The organism is Histophilus somni, from assembly GCF_014202395.1.
Lineage (GTDB): Bacteria > Pseudomonadota > Gammaproteobacteria > Enterobacterales > Pasteurellaceae > Histophilus > Histophilus somni.
Window position 1 is genome coordinate 18,982 of record NZ_JACHGQ010000010.1, and the last position, 16,649, is coordinate 35,630.

Genomic DNA, 16,649 nt, shown 5'->3' on the forward strand with positions numbered 1-16,649 from the left:
TGGAGATAAGGTAATGTCAGCAGGAAAAATTATACAGATTATCGGTGCGGTAATTGATGTTGAATTCCCACAAAATGCAGTACCAAAAGTTTATGATGCATTAAAAGTTGAATCAGGATTAACTCTTGAAGTTCAACAACAGTTGGGTGGCGGTGTAGTACGTTGTATCGCATTGGGTTCATCTGATGGTCTAAAACGTGGTTTAAAAGTAGAAAATACAGGAAATCCAATTTCTGTTCCTGTGGGAACAAAAACACTAGGGCGTATTATGAACGTTCTGGGAGAGCCTATTGATGAAAAAGGAGAAATTGGTGCGGAAGAATATTGGGCTATTCACCGTGCTGCACCAAGCTATGAAGAACAATCAAATAGTACAGAACTTTTAGAAACAGGTATCAAAGTTATTGACCTAATTTGTCCTTTTGCTAAAGGTGGTAAAGTTGGTTTATTTGGTGGTGCTGGTGTAGGTAAAACTGTAAATATGATGGAATTAATCCGTAATATTGCAATCGAACATTCAGGTTATTCAGTATTTGCAGGTGTAGGTGAGCGTACTCGAGAGGGTAATGATTTCTACCATGAAATGACAGAATCTAATGTATTAGATAAAGTATCGCTGGTTTATGGTCAAATGAATGAACCGCCGGGTAACCGTTTACGTGTTGCTTTAACAGGATTGACTATGGCGGAAAAATTCCGTGATGAAGGTCGTGACGTATTATTTTTCGTAGATAATATCTATCGTTATACCTTGGCAGGTACAGAAGTATCCGCTCTTTTAGGTCGTATGCCTTCTGCGGTAGGTTATCAACCGACATTAGCAGAAGAAATGGGTGTTTTACAAGAGCGTATTACTTCAACAAAAACGGGTTCTATTACTTCCGTTCAGGCTGTTTATGTTCCGGCGGATGACTTGACAGACCCTTCTCCGGCAACAACCTTTGCTCATTTGGATTCAACAGTGGTGTTAAGTCGTAATATCGCTTCTTTGGGTATTTATCCAGCTGTTGATCCTTTGGATTCTACTTCACGTCAATTAGATCCATTAGTAGTAGGACAGGAACATTATGATGTAGCTCGAGGTGTGCAGGGTATTTTGCAACGCTATAAAGAATTAAAGGATATTATTGCTATCCTCGGTATGGATGAGCTTTCCGAAGATGATAAACTAGTGGTAGCACGAGCACGTAAAATAGAACGTTTCTTGTCACAACCGTTCTTCGTTGCAGAAGTATTTACTGGTTCTCCTGGTAAATATGTATCATTAAAAGATACTATTAGTGGTTTCAAAGGTATTTTAGATGGTGAATACGATCATATACCGGAACAAGCGTTCTATATGGTTGGCTCAATCGAAGAAGTGCTAGAAAAAGCCAAAAAAATGTAGTTACTTCAAGACTGATTAACAGCAAACTTGAAGGAGAAAAAGATGGCGACATTTAAATTAATCGTAGTAAGTGCAGAACAACATATTTTTAATGGTGAAGTTAAAGGCATTCAAGCTACAGGTTCTGAAGGTGAGTTGGGTATTTTAGCCGGACATTTACCCTTACTTACCGCTATCAAGCCGGGTATTATAAAAATTACTCTTGAAGATGATACTGAGGAAGTTATTTACATTTCAGGAGGTTTTTTGGAGGTTCAACCAACAATTGTAACTGTTTTAGCTGATGTTGCTATTCGTGGTAAGGAACTTGATAGAGAACGTATTTTGGAGGCGAAACGTAAGGCTGAACAAAATATTGTTTCTGGTGCCAAAGATGCTAATTATGAAATGTTGGTATCTAAACTTTCAAGAGAATTGGCAAAATTACGTGCTTATGAATTAACAGATCGTTTAACACAAAGAAAACGTTAATCTTATAAATAAGAAAACCGCCAAAAGGCGGTTTTTTGTTGATGTAATGAAAGAGTATGCAATAAAAAAACAGAGTTGAGTAATAAAAAATCTATTTTTGATGTAAGATAAAAATAAAATCTGTTTTTTATTAATGAAAATATAGTGTTATACATCAAATATCAAATAGTAAAAATAAGGATAAACTTATGTCGATACAAAAAGTCCTAGAAAAAAAGCTATTACAAGAATTTTCACCGCACTTTTTACAGATAGAAAATGAAAGTTATATGCACAGCTCAGGTCGAGGTGCTAACTCTCATTTTAAATTAGTTGTTGTGAGCAATAGGTTTTCATCCTTGACAAAAGTCGCTCGTCATCGTTTAGTTTACTCATTGTTTAGTAGTGAGTTACAACAAGGTATTCATGCTTTAGCTTTACATTTATATAGTCCTGAAGAATGGGAAAAATTAGGCAAAGTTTTTCCAAAGTCGCCTAATTGTTCAGATATTGGTCAGTAACTCTTTAGCAATATTTTGGTTTAGAATTGATTTTTTTACAAAAATAGATCAAAAATTTCATAAAAAAACATAAAAAAAGGTGTCTAAAGTGGAATCGGAGTCATTATTTAGTTAAAATGACTCGTTGATTTTTAGTAAATTTTTAATTTATTGTTTCTATCATTAAGCTAGGTACAGTAAAAAACAGAATTTGAGTTTTATTTTTATGTGATTGATGCGGATAAATTGATTTTTAGTAGTTCGTCGGCTGAAATCATTACTCAAGACGCGGTTGTTACTTTTTTGTTACAACTATATTTTAATCTAACGAAAAGTAGTGCAAACAATATGATTACAATTAAAAAAGGCTTGGATCTTCCTATTGCAGGAAAACCAGAACAAGTAATCCATAACGGCAATGCTGTTAAAGAAGTTGCTTTGCTTGGCGAAGAGTATGTGGGTATGCGACCTTCGATGAAGGTGCGTGAAGGTGATGTAGTGAAAAAAGGTCAGGTACTTTTTGAAGACAAAAAAAATCCTGGTATTGTATTTACCGCACCTGCAAGTGGTACTGTAACTGCGATCAATCGTGGTGCTAAGCGAGTTTTACAATCTGTGGTAATTAAAGTGGAAGGTAATGAACAAATTACCTTTACTCAATATAATGAAGATGAATTGAAAAAATTGACTTCAGACCAAGTTCGTCAAAATTTACAATCTTCTGGTTTATGGACCGCACTTCGTACGCGTCCTTTCAGTAAAGTACCTGCGAGTGATGCGGTACCTTCTTCTATTTTTGTTAATGCAATGGATACAAATCCATTATCAGCAAATCCTGAAATTGTTTTAAAAGAACATTGGCAGGATTTTACTGATGGATTAACCGTTTTAAGTCGTTTACATGAAGGCAAATTACATTTGTGTAAAGCTGGTGATAGTAATATCCCAACGATTGATTTACCTAACTTAGCTGTTCATGATTTTAGTGGACCACATCCAGCAGGATTAAGTGGTACACATATACATTTTATTGATCCTGTTAGTGCAACTAAATCAGTTTGGTATTTAAATTATCAAGATGTTATTGCTATCGGTAAATTATTTACTACAGGTGAAATTTATACTGACCGAGTGGTTTCTTTAGCTGGACCACAAGTTAAAAATCCTCGTTTAATTCGTACGCAGTTAGGTGCAAATCTTTCACATTTAACGGAAAATGAATTAAGTGCGGGTGAAAATCGAGTTATTTCCGGTTCAGTGTTAAGTGGTAATACAGCAATCGGTCCATATAACTATTTGGGACGTTATGCTTTGCAAGTATCTGTTATTGCTGAAGGTCGTGAGAAAGAATTTTTAGGCTGGATTATGCCTGGAAAAAACAAATTTTCCATTACTCGAACAGTACTAGGACATTTCAGCAGTAAATTATTTAATTTTACTTCCGCAGTAAATGGTGGCCATCGTGCTATGGTACCGATTGGTGCATATGAGCGTGTTGTTCCTCTAGATATTATACCTACATTATTATTACGTGATTTAGCATCAGGTGATACGGATAGTGCACAGGCTTTAGGCTGTCTTGAATTGGATGAAGAAGATTTGGCTTTATGCACTTTCGTTTGTCCGGGTAAAAATGAATATGGTCCGATGTTACGTGCAGCATTAGATAAGATCGAGAAGGAAGGTTAAAAATGGGTTTAAAACATCTTTTAGAGAAAATGGAACCTGCTTTTTTGCCGGGTGGTAAATATGAAAAATGGTATGCATTGTTCGAAGCGACAGCGACATTTTTATATACGCCGGGTACAGTAACAGGTAAATCTTCACATGTTCGTGATGCATTGGACTCAAAACGTATGATGGTGCTTGTTTGGCTTGCATTATTCCCTGCAATGTTTTACGGAATGTATAATGTTGGTGCACAATCAATTCTTGCATTAAGTGTTGGTGATTTTTCTGCAAACTTAGCTCAAAATGTAGCTAATGATTGGCACTTTGCATTAGCAAACATGCTTGGTTTAGTGTCTATTGATGCTGGTGTTTTAGCTAAAATGGCATTAGGTGCAATTTTCTTTTTACCAATTTACATAACTGTCTTTTTGGTCGGTGGATTTTGGGAAGTTTTATTTGCAATGGTGCGTAAACATGAAATTAATGAAGGTTTCTTTGTTACATCTATTTTATTAGCATTGATTGTTCCCCCTACATTACCATTATGGCAAGCGGCATTGGCAACAACCTTTGGTGTTGTCGTTGCAAAAGAAGTGTTTGGCGGTGTTGGTAAGAATTTCATGAATCCAGCATTAGCAGGTCGAGCGTTTTTATTTTTTGCTTACCCGGCTCAAATTTCTGGAGACTTGGTTTGGACAGCTGCGGATAGCTTCTCTGGTGCGACCGCACTTTCTCAATGGGCTGCAGGTGGACAAGTTGCATTAAAACATGTTGCAACAGGCGAGCCTATTACTTGGATGGATGCTTTTTTAGGTAATATTCCAGGTTCTATAGGTGAGGTTTCTACTTTTGCTTTATTAATTGGAGCTGCAATTATCGTTTTTGCTCGAATTGCATCTTGGCGGATTATTGCTGGTGTGATGATTGGTATGATTGCAACTTCAACTTTATTCAATATTATTGGATCTGAAACTAATCCATTATTTGCAATGCAATGGTATTGGCATTTTGTATTAGGCGGTTTTGCATTAGGTATGTTTTTTATGGCAACAGATCCTGTTTCAGCCGCATTTACTAATAAAGGTAAATGGTTATATGGTGCATTAATTGGTGTGATGGCTGTAATTATCCGTGTGGCAAATCCAGCATATCCTGAAGGTATGATGCTGGCTATTTTATTTGCTAATTTATTCGCACCGTTATTTGACTACCTTGTTGTTCAAGCAAATATTAAACGTCGGAGATCTCGCAATGGCTAAATTTAATAAAGATAGTGTTGGAGGAACAATTTCGATTGTTGTTCTGTTGAGTTTAGCTTGTTCTGTTATTGTTGCTGGTTCTGCGGTATTGTTAAAACCAACACAAGAAGAACAAAAACAACTTGATAAGCAAAAAAATATTTTAAGTGTTGCAGGATTATTGCAAAAAGATACAAAAGCCGGTCAAATTAAAGATATTTTTACTAAGAATATTGAAGCTCGTTGTGTGGAATTAAATTCTGGTGATTATGTAAAATGTCCTACCGGTTTTGATGCAAAATCTGCAGCGAAAGATTCCGCTCAAAATGTTTCTATTGCCCCTCAAGATGATAAAGCTGGTTTACGTCAACGTGCTAAATTAGCGGAAGTTTATCTTGTTAAAGATGAGAACAATCAGATAAACCAAATTGTTTTACCTGTGTATGGTACGGGTTTGTGGTCGGTAATGTATGGTTTTGTTTCAATTCAACCGGATGGTAATACAATTAAAGGTATTACATTCTATGACCATGGTGAAACACCTGGGTTGGGAGGCGAAATTGAAAATCCAAAATGGCAAGCTAAATTTGTTGGTAAATTACTGCTTGATGAAGAAAATCAACCGGCTATTCGTGTAGGTAAAGGCGCATCGTCTGATGCACAACATGGAATTGATAGTCTTTCCGGTGCAACATTAACTTCTAAAGGAGTTCAAGGTACGTTTGATTATTGGTTTGGTGCTAATGGCTTTGGTCCATATTTAGCAAAACTAAAAAAGGGGGCTAACTAATGGCAAATGCAAATATTAAAAAGTTATTATTATCACCGATTACTGATAATAATCCGATTGCATTACAAATTTTAGGTATTTGTTCTGCGTTGGCGGTAACAACCAAACTTGAAACAGCAGTTGTTATGGCAATTGCGGTAAGTCTTGTTACAGCTTTTTCAAGCTTTTTTATTTCTTTAATCCGTAATTATATTCCGAACAGTATTCGTATAATTGTCCAAATGGCAATTATTGCTTCGTTAGTAATTTTGGTTGATCAAATTTTACGTGCGTATGCTTATGGGTTATCAAAACAACTTTCAGTTTTTGTGGGGTTGATTATCACAAACTGTATTGTGATGGGACGTGCGGAGGCTTTTGCAATGAAATCTGCACCAATAGAAAGTTTTGTTGACGGTATTGGTAATGGTTTAGGCTATGGAGCAATTTTAGTTACTGTCGCTTTTATTCGAGAATTAATTGGTTCAGGTAAATTATTTGGTATGACTATTTTTCAAACTATCCAAGATGGTGGATGGTATCAAACCAATGGTTTATTCTTATTAGCACCAAGTGCATTCTTTATTATCGGTTTCATTATTTGGGGTCTGAGAACATGGAAACCGGAACAGGTGGAGAAATAATTTATGGAACATTATATTAGCCTTTTCGTAAAATCCGTATTTATCGAAAACATGGCTCTTTCTTTCTTCCTTGGTATGTGTACATTCCTTGCAGTTTCAAAGAAAGTATCAACAGCTTTTGGTTTAGGTGTTGCGGTGACTGTTGTATTAGGTATTTCTGTGCCTGTAAATCAATTGGTTTATTCTCTCATTCTTAAAGATGGAGCTTTAATTGATGGTGTTGATTTAAGTTTCTTAAATTTCATCACTTTCATTGGGGTAATTGCTGCATTAGTTCAAATTCTTGAAATGATTTTAGACAAATATTTCCCCGCACTTTATAACGCATTAGGGATTTTCCTTCCTTTAATTACGGTAAACTGTGCAATCTTTGGTGGGGTATCTTTTATGGTTCAGCGTGACTATAACTTTGCCGAGTCTGTTGTTTATGGTATTGGTGCAGGGACCGGTTGGATGTTAGCTATAGTTGCTCTTGCCGGTATTACAGAGAAAATGAAATATGCTGATGTTCCGGCAGGTCTTCGTGGGTTAGGTATTACTTTCATCACTGTTGGCTTAATGGCTCTTGGGTTTATGTCATTTTCCGGTGTTCAGTTGTAATAGGGGATACTTAAATGGAAATTACTCTTGGTATTGCAATGTTTACTGTTATCGTTTTAGCTTTAGCTGTACTTATTTTGTTTGCTAAATCTAAATTGGTAAATTCAGGGGACATTACTATTGAAATTAATGATGATCCTGGTAAAGCTATTAACTTACCAGCAGGTGGTAAATTATTAGGTGCATTGGCAAATAAAGGTATCTTTGTATCCTCTGCTTGTGGGGGCGGTGGTTCTTGTGGTCAATGTATCGTGAAAGTTACTGAAGGTGGAGGAGATATTCTGCCGACAGAACTTTCACATATTTCAAAGCGTGAAGCTAAAGAAGGTTATCGTCTTTCTTGTCAAGTAAATGTGAAGAACAGTATGAAGATTGAGTTACCAGAAGAAGTTTTTGGTGTGAAAAAATGGGAATGTACTGTTATTTCTAATGACAATAAGGCAACTTTTATCAAAGAGCTTAAACTTCAAATACCTGAAGGTGAAGAAGTACCATTCCGTGCTGGTGGTTACATCCAAATTGAAGCAGAACCACACACTGTTCACTATAAAGATTTTGATATTCCAAAAGAATACCACGAAGATTGGGATAAATTTGATTTATGGCGTTATACTTCAAAAGTGGACGAGCATATTATTCGTGCTTACTCTATGGCTTCATATCCAGAAGAGAAAGGTATCATAATGCTAAATGTTCGTATTGCAACACCTCCACCACGTAATCCTGATGTACCGCCAGGTCAAATGTCTTCTTACATTTGGTCTTTGAAAGAAGGAGATAAAGTTACTATTTCAGGTCCATTTGGTGAATTTTTTGCTAAAGAAACTGATAATGAGATGGTCTTTATCGGTGGGGGTGCGGGTATGGCACCAATGAGATCACATATTTTTGATCAATTAAAACGTTTAAAATCAAAACGTAAAATGTCATTTTGGTATGGTGCTCGTTCTAAACGTGAAATGTTCTATGTGGAAGATTTTGATATGCTTCAAGCCGAAAACGATAACTTTGTATGGCATGTGGCTCTTTCTGATCCACTTCCTGAAGATGATTGGGATGGTTACACAGGCTTTATTCATAATGTTCTTTATGAAAACTACTTGAAAAATCATGAAGCACCGGAAGATTGTGAATACTATATGTGTGGACCTCCGGTGATGAATGCTGCGGTAATTAAGATGTTAAAAGATCTTGGTGTTGAAGATGAAAATATCTTATTAGATGATTTTGGTGGCTGATCTTAAATGATCAATAAAGTGCGGTCAGATTTCATAAATTTTTGAAGCTGACCGCTTTGTATTTTATTTAAACTAATTATATACTTGCATAAAGGGAATTACGTATGAGCAACAAAGCTATTTATCTTGCGGGAGGTTGTTTTTGGGGAGTAGAGGGCTATTTTCATCGTATTGATGGTGTGTTGGATGCTATTTCAGGTTATGCAAATGGTAAAACTGAAAATCCAAGTTACCAAGATGTGTTATACAATAATACTGGTCATGCGGAAACGGTTAAAGTGATCTATGAGCAAAATAAATTAAGTTTAGAGGATATTTTGCAATATTATTTCCGAGTAATTGATCCTACTAGTTTAAATCAACAAGGTAATGATAAAGGAACACAATATAGAACAGGTATTTACTATACCGATCCACAGGATAGAGAAATTATTTTAACCGCTCTTACACAAGAACAGAAAAAATACAGTAAACCAATTGTTGTTGAGGTGTTGCCTTTACAACGATTTGATCCAGCGGAAGAATACCATCAGGATTATTTATTAAAAAATCCTAATGGCTATTGTCATATTGATATTAAAAAGGCTGATGAACCTTTAGTAAAAACTTATAAATAGGATAAACCGCACTTTATGACTAAGAAATTATTATTAAATTTAATAAATATATTTGCGTTGGTATTTTTACTTAGTGCTTGCCAAAAAGAAGCTGAGTTAGTGTCATTAAATGGTAGAACCATGGGTACAACTTACCATATCAAATATATTGATAATGGCAAGACTAAGTTAAGAGTACAAAAAATGCACGAAGGCATTGAAGGTATCTTACAAGATGTAAATGCTAAAATGTCCACTTATATTCCTAATTCAGAGTTAAGTGTGTTCAACAAAAACAAGGAGATAAATAATCCTATTGAAATTTCCGCAGATTTGGCTTTTGTAGTTGCTGAAGCAATAAAGTTAAATCAAATTACTCAAGGTGCTCTAGATGTAACAGTTGGTCCTATTGTGAACTTATGGGGGTTTGGACCGGAAAAACGGGTAGAAAAAGCACCCACACCGGAGCAAATAGCTGAACGAAAAGCCTGGGTAGGTATTGAGAAAGTTAGACTAACACAAAAAGACAATAAATTCTTTTTGACCAAATCTGTGCCGCAGATTTATATTGATTTATCTTCTATTGCTAAAGGTTTTGGTGTCGATAAAGTTGCTGATTATATTGCTGAGCAAGGTATTACTGACTACTTAGTGGAAATTGGCGGTGAGATTCGAGCAAATGGTCATAATGCTGAAAATAAAGCTTGGCAAATAGCTATTGAAAAGCCAACCTTTGATGGAACTCGATCTGTATCACAAGTTGTCGGTTTACAAGATTTGGCTATGGCAACTTCCGGGGATTATCGCAATTATTTTGAGCAAGATGGAAAACGTTTTTCCCATGAAATAGATCCTACAACTTGCCAGCCCGTTCAGCATAATTTAGCCTCAATTACAGTCTTATCTAAAAGTGCTATGACTGCAGACGGCTTATCCACAGGTTTATTTGTTTTAGGTGCGGAAAAAGCACTGGAAATTGCTGAGCAAAATGATTTACCTATTTATTTAACGGTCAAAACTCCACAAGGGTTTGAAAATAAAATGTCCTCTAAATTTGCTGAAATATTATCAACTCAGAAAAAATAAGGAGTTTCTATGAAATTATTTTTAGTCACTTTTGCTATTTTTGTTTTAGTTATTTTAGGTATGTCTCTTGGTTATATCATAAAGCGTAAGTCCATTGCTGGAAGTTGTGGTGGTATATCTGCTTTAGGGATGAAAAAAGTCTGTGATTGTGATACTCCATGTGATAACTTGCAGGCTAAACTTGCTGCTGGTGATGAAGATGCAAAAACTGAATATGAAGAAAAATTTGCGAAAAAACAACCGCAGTTTTATGAGTTGAAATAACGTTAATATTCTTGATATTTTTTATCTGGAGAAGCTTTTGTGAAAAAATTACTTTTTTTGATACTTGTAATTTCTCAAATTTTTTCTATTGCTTTCGCTGTAGAAAAGAAGACTAACCCAAAGGAAATAAAGATTGATGGTTCAAGTTATGCACTTATTGCACCAGTGAAGGATGCTGAAAAAATAAAGTATAATTTTATTAAGTTAGATGAAATTTTGGCTGAGAAATGGAAAATTTCAGAGAAAATTAGTTCCACAGAAGATAAGAAAATTATTGAAGAACAATTTGATAATATTAACAAATTAATGATCGAGCAGGACAATATTTTAAAGGATATTTTTCAGCAAGGTTATTATTCTCATACATTATTAGTCAAATTTATTAATATGAGAAAATCTTTTTCCCACAGTTTGAAGAAAGATTTTGAACGATTTGTTCAAAAAGAAATTGCAGATAGAAAAGCGGCTGACAGATTTTTACAGATGTTTGATGTAAACACCTCGCAATATGAAAGCGTATTTATGTTTTTATCTAAAAATTACCTTCAATAAAAAATTAACTTGATTATTAAAAATAAATAAAAATATGAAATCCATTGTTTATGAAAAAAAACTACCAAAACTTACCGCACTTGAAATTGCTAAAAATAGTAAAAAGAAAGTGATTTGCGGTATGTCTGGTGGTGTTGATTCCTCTGTGTCCGCTTTTATTCTTCAACAGCAAGGTTATCAAGTTGAAGGATTGTTTATGAAGAATTGGGAAGAAGATGATGATACGGATTATTGTACTGCCGCTAACGATTTAGCTGATGCACAGGCAGTGTGTGATAAATTAGGAATAAAGCTACATAAAATTAATTTTGCTGCTGAATATTGGGATAATGTATTTGAGCATTTTTTAGCTGAATATAAAGCCGGAAGAACACCAAATCCTGATATTTTATGCAATAAAGAAATTAAATTTAAGGCTTTCTTGGAATATGCGGTAGAAGATTTAGGTGCTGATTACATTGCAACAGGACATTATGTTCGTCGATCCGATGTAAATGGACAAACAAAATTATTACGTGGTCTGGATAGTAATAAAGATCAAAGTTATTTCCTTTATACCTTGAGCAAAGATCAAGTGGCTCAAAGTCTATTTCCCGTAGGTGAAATTGAAAAACCGATTGTTAGGGCTATAGCAGAAGATCTCGGTTTGATTACGGCAAAAAAGAAAGATTCTACGGGGATTTGTTTTATTGGAGAACGTAAATTTAAAGAATTTTTGGCAAGATTTTTACCTGCACAACTGGGTGAAATTCGTATGGTTGACGGTAAAGTCATCGGCAAACATGATGGCTTAATGTATTACACCTTAGGTCAACGTAAAGGATTAGGTATTGGAGGAGTAAAAGGGTTAAGTGAAGATCCGTTTTATGTGGTAGAAAAAGATTTAATTAACAATGTACTAGTAGTTGCACAAGGAAATGATAATTCTGCCCTGTTATCACAAGGTTTAATGGCTACTCAGCTATATTGGATTGATCGTTTGCCAATTCGTCAAAATTTACGTTGTACAGTCAAAACACGTTATCGTCAAAAAGATGTTGATTGTGAAGTTATTCCTATAAATGATGATTGTATTGAAGTGCGGTTTGATGAGCCACAAATTGCTGTTACGCCGGGACAATCAGCTGTTTTTTATCAAGGTGAGGTATGTCTCGGTGGCGGTGTGATTGAAAGGCAAATTAAATAAAGTAAAAGCTAATCTTTTAAGATTAGCTTTTTTATATCCGGCATAAAAATCACTAACTAATTTGTTGATGATTTTGTTAAATGCTATGAGAGTTTTACATTTTTATTTAACAGCGTGATTAATATTTCTGTTATGGCTTGGTAGAACGAGGTTTCTGTTTTAATTTTTTGTACTTTTTTATTAAAAGGAATAAGCCAAGCTAATAAATAATGTTGAATAAAGTTAAAACTTTTCTCTTTTTGACCGCTCTTTTCAAGGGTTATCAGTAATTCTAAATAAACAGCGAGATGATCGCTGGGTTCACGTAGATTGTGATCAAACTTTAGCTGGTATTTAAATAGTAAATGGTCAATAAATGCAATATGTTGATTTAGTTCTTTTTCCGATAAGTAAGCGGAGGCGTAAGGCAAAGCACTATTTTCTCCATTCAACAAGAAAAGTTGGGCAAAATCCGCAGCTAATTCTAAATGAGCTAAAGGCAAATTAGATAATTGCATGAGTGAGTTTCGAACAGTATTTATTTGCTTCGCCAAATCTTGTTCTGACAAAAAATCAAACAAGGGAGTAAAAACCCCTTGTTGATATTGTTGTAGCTGCTGTTCAGTTAATTCATGGCTTAATATATTTTTAAGCCATGAATAAATAAAGATTTTTTCTTCGGTATTCAACGTTATCATAATGCAATTTCTATTGGACCTTTGAAACCATTAGGTTCAGGAGCAATGCCTTTATATTTTTCAATATTAACAAGGCATGTATTGGCAGAAACAGCTTGAGCTAAGCTAGAAGAACCTATGTCAAGAGTCATAGTATTCGGATCGCCATAAGTATCAATAGAGCCGATTTTTTCATCTAACGGTGAATACCATGCACCTTCTTGTAACCGCACTACACCGCTTGGATAGTCCTCTGAAAGGTGTGCACCTACAATAGCTTGACCTCGATCATTATAAACTCGCACAAGATCTCCATGAGCAATGCCTAGTTCTTTTGCATCATTTGGATTGATAAATAAAGGTTCTCTACCCTGAATAGTATAAGTTTCACGTAATTCTTTTGATTCACAAAGTTGTGAATGTAAACGTTGATCAGGGTGAACTGATTGCAACCAGAATTTAAATTTATCTGATTTTGGTCCGCCATGAGAACGTTCCGTTTTTTCAAACCACATTGGATGACCTTTGCAATCATCATAGCCATAAGAAGCGATTTTATTGCTATAAATTTCAATAAAACCAGAAGGAGTACCAAGTGCATGAAGTTCAGGATCTTCTCGGAAATCAGCATGTCTTACCCAAGGTTTACCTTCCGGGAAAAGTACAAATCCTGTTTTCCAAAATTTTTCAAAGGTTGGCATAGCAAATTTGCCTTCATTTTCTTTACGGCAGTCTTCGTAAAGTTTTTCTACCCATTCCATCTCGTCCATGTTACGACAATATTCTTTCTCTTTACCAAATCTGCGACAAAGTTCTTTGAAAATTTCAAAATCTGAACGGGAATCGTAAAGCGGATCGATTAATTTTTGCATAGCAATAACGCCTCGGTTGCTATATGAACCGTAAGCATCAATGTCATTACGTTCAAAAGGCGTACAGGCGGGTAACACAATATCGGAAAAACGACAAGTAGCTGTCCAGCTGTAATTAATTGATACTATGGTTTCCAGCTTTTGGAAGGCTTGTTTCATTTTATTGCGTTCAGAATGACGATGCCATTGGTTACATCCGGTGAAGATTGCCATTTTATAGGGAGCATAAACCACTTTTTGTCCGTTAAAATGAATTGTCTTATCCGGATTTAACAAGGAATCGGATAATCTTGCTACAGGAATGACCGCACTATAACCGTTATAATCGGTGCTTTCGTATTTCGGTTTTTGTCCTTCATCCACATTCAATGGAAAAGCACCAGGCATGGCTGCTCCGGATTCCGGTATACCGATGGAACTATAATGATGGGCATAACTGATACCACCTCCCGGTAGACCGATTTGTCCGAGCATAGCCGCTAAGACGGCACCCATCCAGTAAGGTTGTTCACCGTGTTGTTGACGTTGAATAGCCCAACCAAAAATTAACTGTGTCCGTTTTCCGGCAAGCATATGTGCAAACTCACGAATTTTACTTGCAGAAATACCACAGATTTTCTCTGCCCATTCAGGAGTTTTTGCTGTTTTGTCTTCCTCTTCACCCGTTAAGTAAGGTACAAATTTTTCAAATCCTATCGTGTACATTTTAAGGAATTTTTTATCGTAAAGATTTTCCGTATAAAGCACATAGGCTATGGCGAGCATAAAAGGAACATCAGTTTGCGGATTGATATATTGTTGTTGGCAACCCAAATAATTTTGAGTTTTACTTTTCACAGGATCAACACAAATTACATTAATTGAATTATCTGCTACTTTTTGTTTGAGTTGGGCTAAATATTTATAGGCTTCATGGGTTTCACAGTTCCAACCGACCTGTAAATTTTTTACCGGATCGCTTGCCCAAAAAATGATGTTTTGACTCTCTTTAAGTAAAATCTCCCATGATGTTCCTTGAGAATAAACCTCTGTTGAGCCTAACACATAAGGCATGATAATTTGTCCGGCACCGGTAGAGTAATCTCCGGCAGTACTGACACTGTGTCCGTGCATGCCGATTGCTCGGATCATATGGTTACCACAGCTGTGGAATTGTCCTGTTGAACGCCAACCTACGTTACCCGTATGCAAAGCCCAAGGTCCGTAATTTTGTTGAATTCGTTCTAACTCTTCATAGAATAAGTCAAGGGCTTCGTCCCACGTCACACGTACAAAGCGATTATCTCCTCGTTGCTCTGTATTGCTGTTGTGTCTATTTTTAAGCCAATCTAATCGTATCATTGGATAGCGAATGCGAGATTCGCTATAAATTAACCCTTTGATTCCTTTTATCATCTCGGTTGGGTATTCATCATACTCAAAAGGTTTAATTTCACTTACTCGACCATTAACGACTTTGGCACGAATTGCACCCCAATGGGAGCCGGTAATTTTCCATTGTGATAAATCTTGTTTATTTTCCACCGCACTTTTAGCAACGAGGAAGTTAGGCATTGCAAAAGTCGCAGCCATAACAGACATATTTTTCAAAAATTGACGACGTGATTGTTGCATAGTTTTATTCCTCATTAATGATTATTATCGTGTGGTTGAAAATCGGATGAATGCATTTGTAAATAGCGTAAAACACGTTTTCCTGTTGGTTTATCAATATTAGTAAAACCGACCATACCATTAAACAGTCCAATCCAAGTATTTGAATCAAAATGTTTTACATCAGGTTGTCTATGACAAGTACTACATTGCGTTTTATAAATTTTTTCCGCTTCAGCCCATAAATTATCAATATTTTCAATAAGTTGATTTTTACCAATCCATACAGAAAGTTTTACTTTTTGCCAAGTTAGACCGGTAATAGGATCTTCAACACTTTCCAATACATCATATTTAGGCTCCGCCGACATAAATTCTTTAGTTAGTATGGCATCGGTAATATTTTTTCCGAATTGGTTATACCAAATTCGTCCAAAGCCTTTGTCTTTTCGCCACATTTCCAGTTCAACCAAATCCGCGTTTGGTGTTGTTTTCACAAAATGTACTGGTACGCCAGTTTCTAACTGCCCGATTTCTTGCCCCATTGTTTCATCTGCAAAAAGAGCGACATTATTTTCCGTATAATAGATTTTATTTGCTTGTAAAGAGCTTGATGGTAAACCATTGCCTTTTGATGATGAATGTGACATTTCAGGAAGATGATGTGCAATTCCTTTATGGCAATCAATACAGCTTTGATCTTTTTCAGCTGCAGGTATCATGGCATTGCGTGCAATCTCCGACATTTTATCAAAATCCATTCGATCATAGCTGTGACAAGCTTTACATTCCGCCGAACCGTTAGCGGACATTCTCGCCCATTCCCTTTCTGCCATTTCTAGACGGTGTTTTTCAAAGTCTGTTTTCGAAGAAATTTTACCGCTTAATTCGGCAAAAATTTCCTTTGTTGCTTGAATCTTACGAATATATTTATCCACCGTATTGTGAGGTAAATGACAATCAGGGCAACTTGCGGAAACCCCTTTATCATTGGACCAATGAGCGGTTTGTTTGAGTTCTTCTAATGGATATTGCATAGAATGGCAACTTATACAAAATTCTTCTTGACTGGTATGGTCAAGAACGGCATTAAAGATAATCCAACCTACAATTCCTGCAAAGGCACCGCCGACCAAAAGGATACCTAACCCTATTTTTGCAGATGGCTTAACAAAGAATTGTTTTATTGATTTAAATATTCTCATTATTCCCCCAAAAAAAAGAAATTATTCTTAAAATTAAGAAGTTAAGAAAAAAATTAACTAACTAACCACTTAATTATACTGTTTTTTCATACTACTTTAAATTAAAAAAATAAATTACAAACAAAAACAGATCTATTTGAGA

The 16,649-nt window shown here is 35.6% G+C and carries 16 protein-coding genes and 1 pseudogene; 14 read left to right on the forward strand and 3 right to left on the reverse strand.

All coding sequences use genetic code 11. From position 1 onward, the window contains the following. Nucleotides 1–13: 13 nt before the first annotated feature. The 14 genes and pseudogenes from atpD to mnmA all read left to right on the forward strand — a co-directional run bounded on the left by atpD (nucleotide 14) and on the right by mnmA (nucleotide 12,181). On the forward strand, nucleotides 14–1,387 hold the full coding sequence (atpD, locus tag HNR69_RS07320; protein ID WP_075294281.1) for a F0F1 ATP synthase subunit beta: 1,374 nt from the start codon (nucleotides 14–16) through the stop codon (nucleotides 1,385–1,387). 42 nt (nucleotides 1,388–1,429) lie between these two features. Next, the gene (locus HNR69_RS07325; RefSeq protein ID WP_011609839.1) at nucleotides 1,430–1,858 is read left to right on the forward strand and encodes a F0F1 ATP synthase subunit epsilon; all 429 of its coding nucleotides are present in this window, start codon (nucleotides 1,430–1,432) and stop codon (nucleotides 1,856–1,858) included. A 188-nt stretch (nucleotides 1,859–2,046) separates the two neighbouring features. Beyond that, nucleotides 2,047–2,358 carry a BolA family protein gene (locus HNR69_RS07330; protein ID WP_075294282.1) on the forward strand — a complete coding sequence of 104 codons (312 nt, stop codon included), beginning with the start codon at nucleotides 2,047–2,049 and terminating at the stop codon, nucleotides 2,356–2,358. Nucleotides 2,359–2,685: 327 nt separating this feature from the next. Next, complete coding sequence (locus HNR69_RS07335; protein ID WP_075294302.1) at nucleotides 2,686–4,026, forward strand: Na(+)-translocating NADH-quinone reductase subunit A; 1,341 nt, start codon at nucleotides 2,686–2,688, stop codon at nucleotides 4,024–4,026. Nucleotides 4,027–4,028: 2 nt separating this feature from the next. Then, entirely contained in the window at nucleotides 4,029–5,267 is a 1,239-nt protein-coding gene (locus HNR69_RS07340; protein WP_011609836.1) for an NADH:ubiquinone reductase (Na(+)-transporting) subunit B, read from the forward strand. Beyond that, nucleotides 5,260–6,036, forward strand: coding sequence for a Na(+)-translocating NADH-quinone reductase subunit C (locus HNR69_RS07345; RefSeq protein WP_011609835.1), 777 nt, complete (start codon nucleotides 5,260–5,262; stop codon nucleotides 6,034–6,036). Before HNR69_RS07340 ends, HNR69_RS07345 begins: the two co-directional genes overlap by 8 nt. Further along, complete coding sequence (locus HNR69_RS07350; protein ID WP_011609834.1) at nucleotides 6,036–6,659, forward strand: NADH:ubiquinone reductase (Na(+)-transporting) subunit D; 624 nt, start codon at nucleotides 6,036–6,038, stop codon at nucleotides 6,657–6,659. Before HNR69_RS07345 ends, HNR69_RS07350 begins: the two co-directional genes overlap by 1 nt. A gap of 3 nt (nucleotides 6,660–6,662) precedes the next feature. Then, nucleotides 6,663–7,259 carry an NADH:ubiquinone reductase (Na(+)-transporting) subunit E gene (gene nqrE, locus HNR69_RS07355; RefSeq protein WP_011609833.1) on the forward strand — a complete coding sequence of 199 codons (597 nt, stop codon included), beginning with the start codon at nucleotides 6,663–6,665 and terminating at the stop codon, nucleotides 7,257–7,259. Between the two features lie 14 nt (nucleotides 7,260–7,273). Next, complete coding sequence (gene nqrF / locus HNR69_RS07360) at nucleotides 7,274–8,497, forward strand: NADH:ubiquinone reductase (Na(+)-transporting) subunit F (RefSeq protein WP_011609832.1); 1,224 nt, start codon at nucleotides 7,274–7,276, stop codon at nucleotides 8,495–8,497. A 104-nt stretch (nucleotides 8,498–8,601) separates the two neighbouring features. Then, nucleotides 8,602–9,099 (forward strand): annotated as a pseudogene (gene msrA, locus HNR69_RS07365) (peptide-methionine (S)-S-oxide reductase MsrA); the annotation flags it as partial. Nucleotides 9,100–9,129: 30 nt separating this feature from the next. Continuing rightward, a complete protein-coding gene (locus tag HNR69_RS07370; RefSeq protein WP_075294283.1) occupies nucleotides 9,130–10,179 on the forward strand; it encodes an FAD:protein FMN transferase in 1,050 nt (349 codons plus the stop codon). 9 nt (nucleotides 10,180–10,188) lie between these two features. Next, nucleotides 10,189–10,443, forward strand: coding sequence for a (Na+)-NQR maturation NqrM (gene nqrM / locus HNR69_RS07375; RefSeq protein WP_012340933.1), 255 nt, complete (start codon nucleotides 10,189–10,191; stop codon nucleotides 10,441–10,443). A gap of 39 nt (nucleotides 10,444–10,482) precedes the next feature. After that, nucleotides 10,483–10,995 (forward strand): hypothetical protein, encoded by a 513-nt coding sequence (locus HNR69_RS07380; RefSeq protein ID WP_075294284.1) that lies wholly within the window; start codon nucleotides 10,483–10,485, stop codon nucleotides 10,993–10,995. A 34-nt stretch (nucleotides 10,996–11,029) separates the two neighbouring features. Further along, the gene (gene mnmA / locus HNR69_RS07385) at nucleotides 11,030–12,181 is read left to right on the forward strand and encodes a tRNA 2-thiouridine(34) synthase MnmA (RefSeq protein WP_075294285.1); all 1,152 of its coding nucleotides are present in this window, start codon (nucleotides 11,030–11,032) and stop codon (nucleotides 12,179–12,181) included. Nucleotides 12,182–12,264: 83 nt separating this feature from the next. On the opposite strand, the gene torD is transcribed toward mnmA, so the two are convergent. Genes torD through torC form a run of 3 tightly spaced genes read right to left on the reverse strand, consistent with a single transcriptional unit; the run spans nucleotide 12,265 to nucleotide 16,507 of the window. After that, on the reverse strand, nucleotides 12,265–12,858 hold the full coding sequence (torD, locus tag HNR69_RS07390) for a molecular chaperone TorD (RefSeq protein WP_012340930.1): 594 nt from the start codon (nucleotides 12,856–12,858) through the stop codon (nucleotides 12,265–12,267). Next, nucleotides 12,855–15,323, reverse strand: coding sequence for a trimethylamine-N-oxide reductase TorA (torA, locus tag HNR69_RS07395; RefSeq protein ID WP_075294286.1), 2,469 nt, complete (start codon nucleotides 15,321–15,323; stop codon nucleotides 12,855–12,857). The genes torD and torA overlap by 4 nt, the downstream gene beginning before the upstream one ends. A gap of 14 nt (nucleotides 15,324–15,337) precedes the next feature. Beyond that, entirely contained in the window at nucleotides 15,338–16,507 is a 1,170-nt protein-coding gene (gene torC, locus HNR69_RS07400; protein WP_075294287.1) for a pentaheme c-type cytochrome TorC, read from the reverse strand. Between the last annotated feature and the right edge of the window lie 142 nt (nucleotides 16,508–16,649).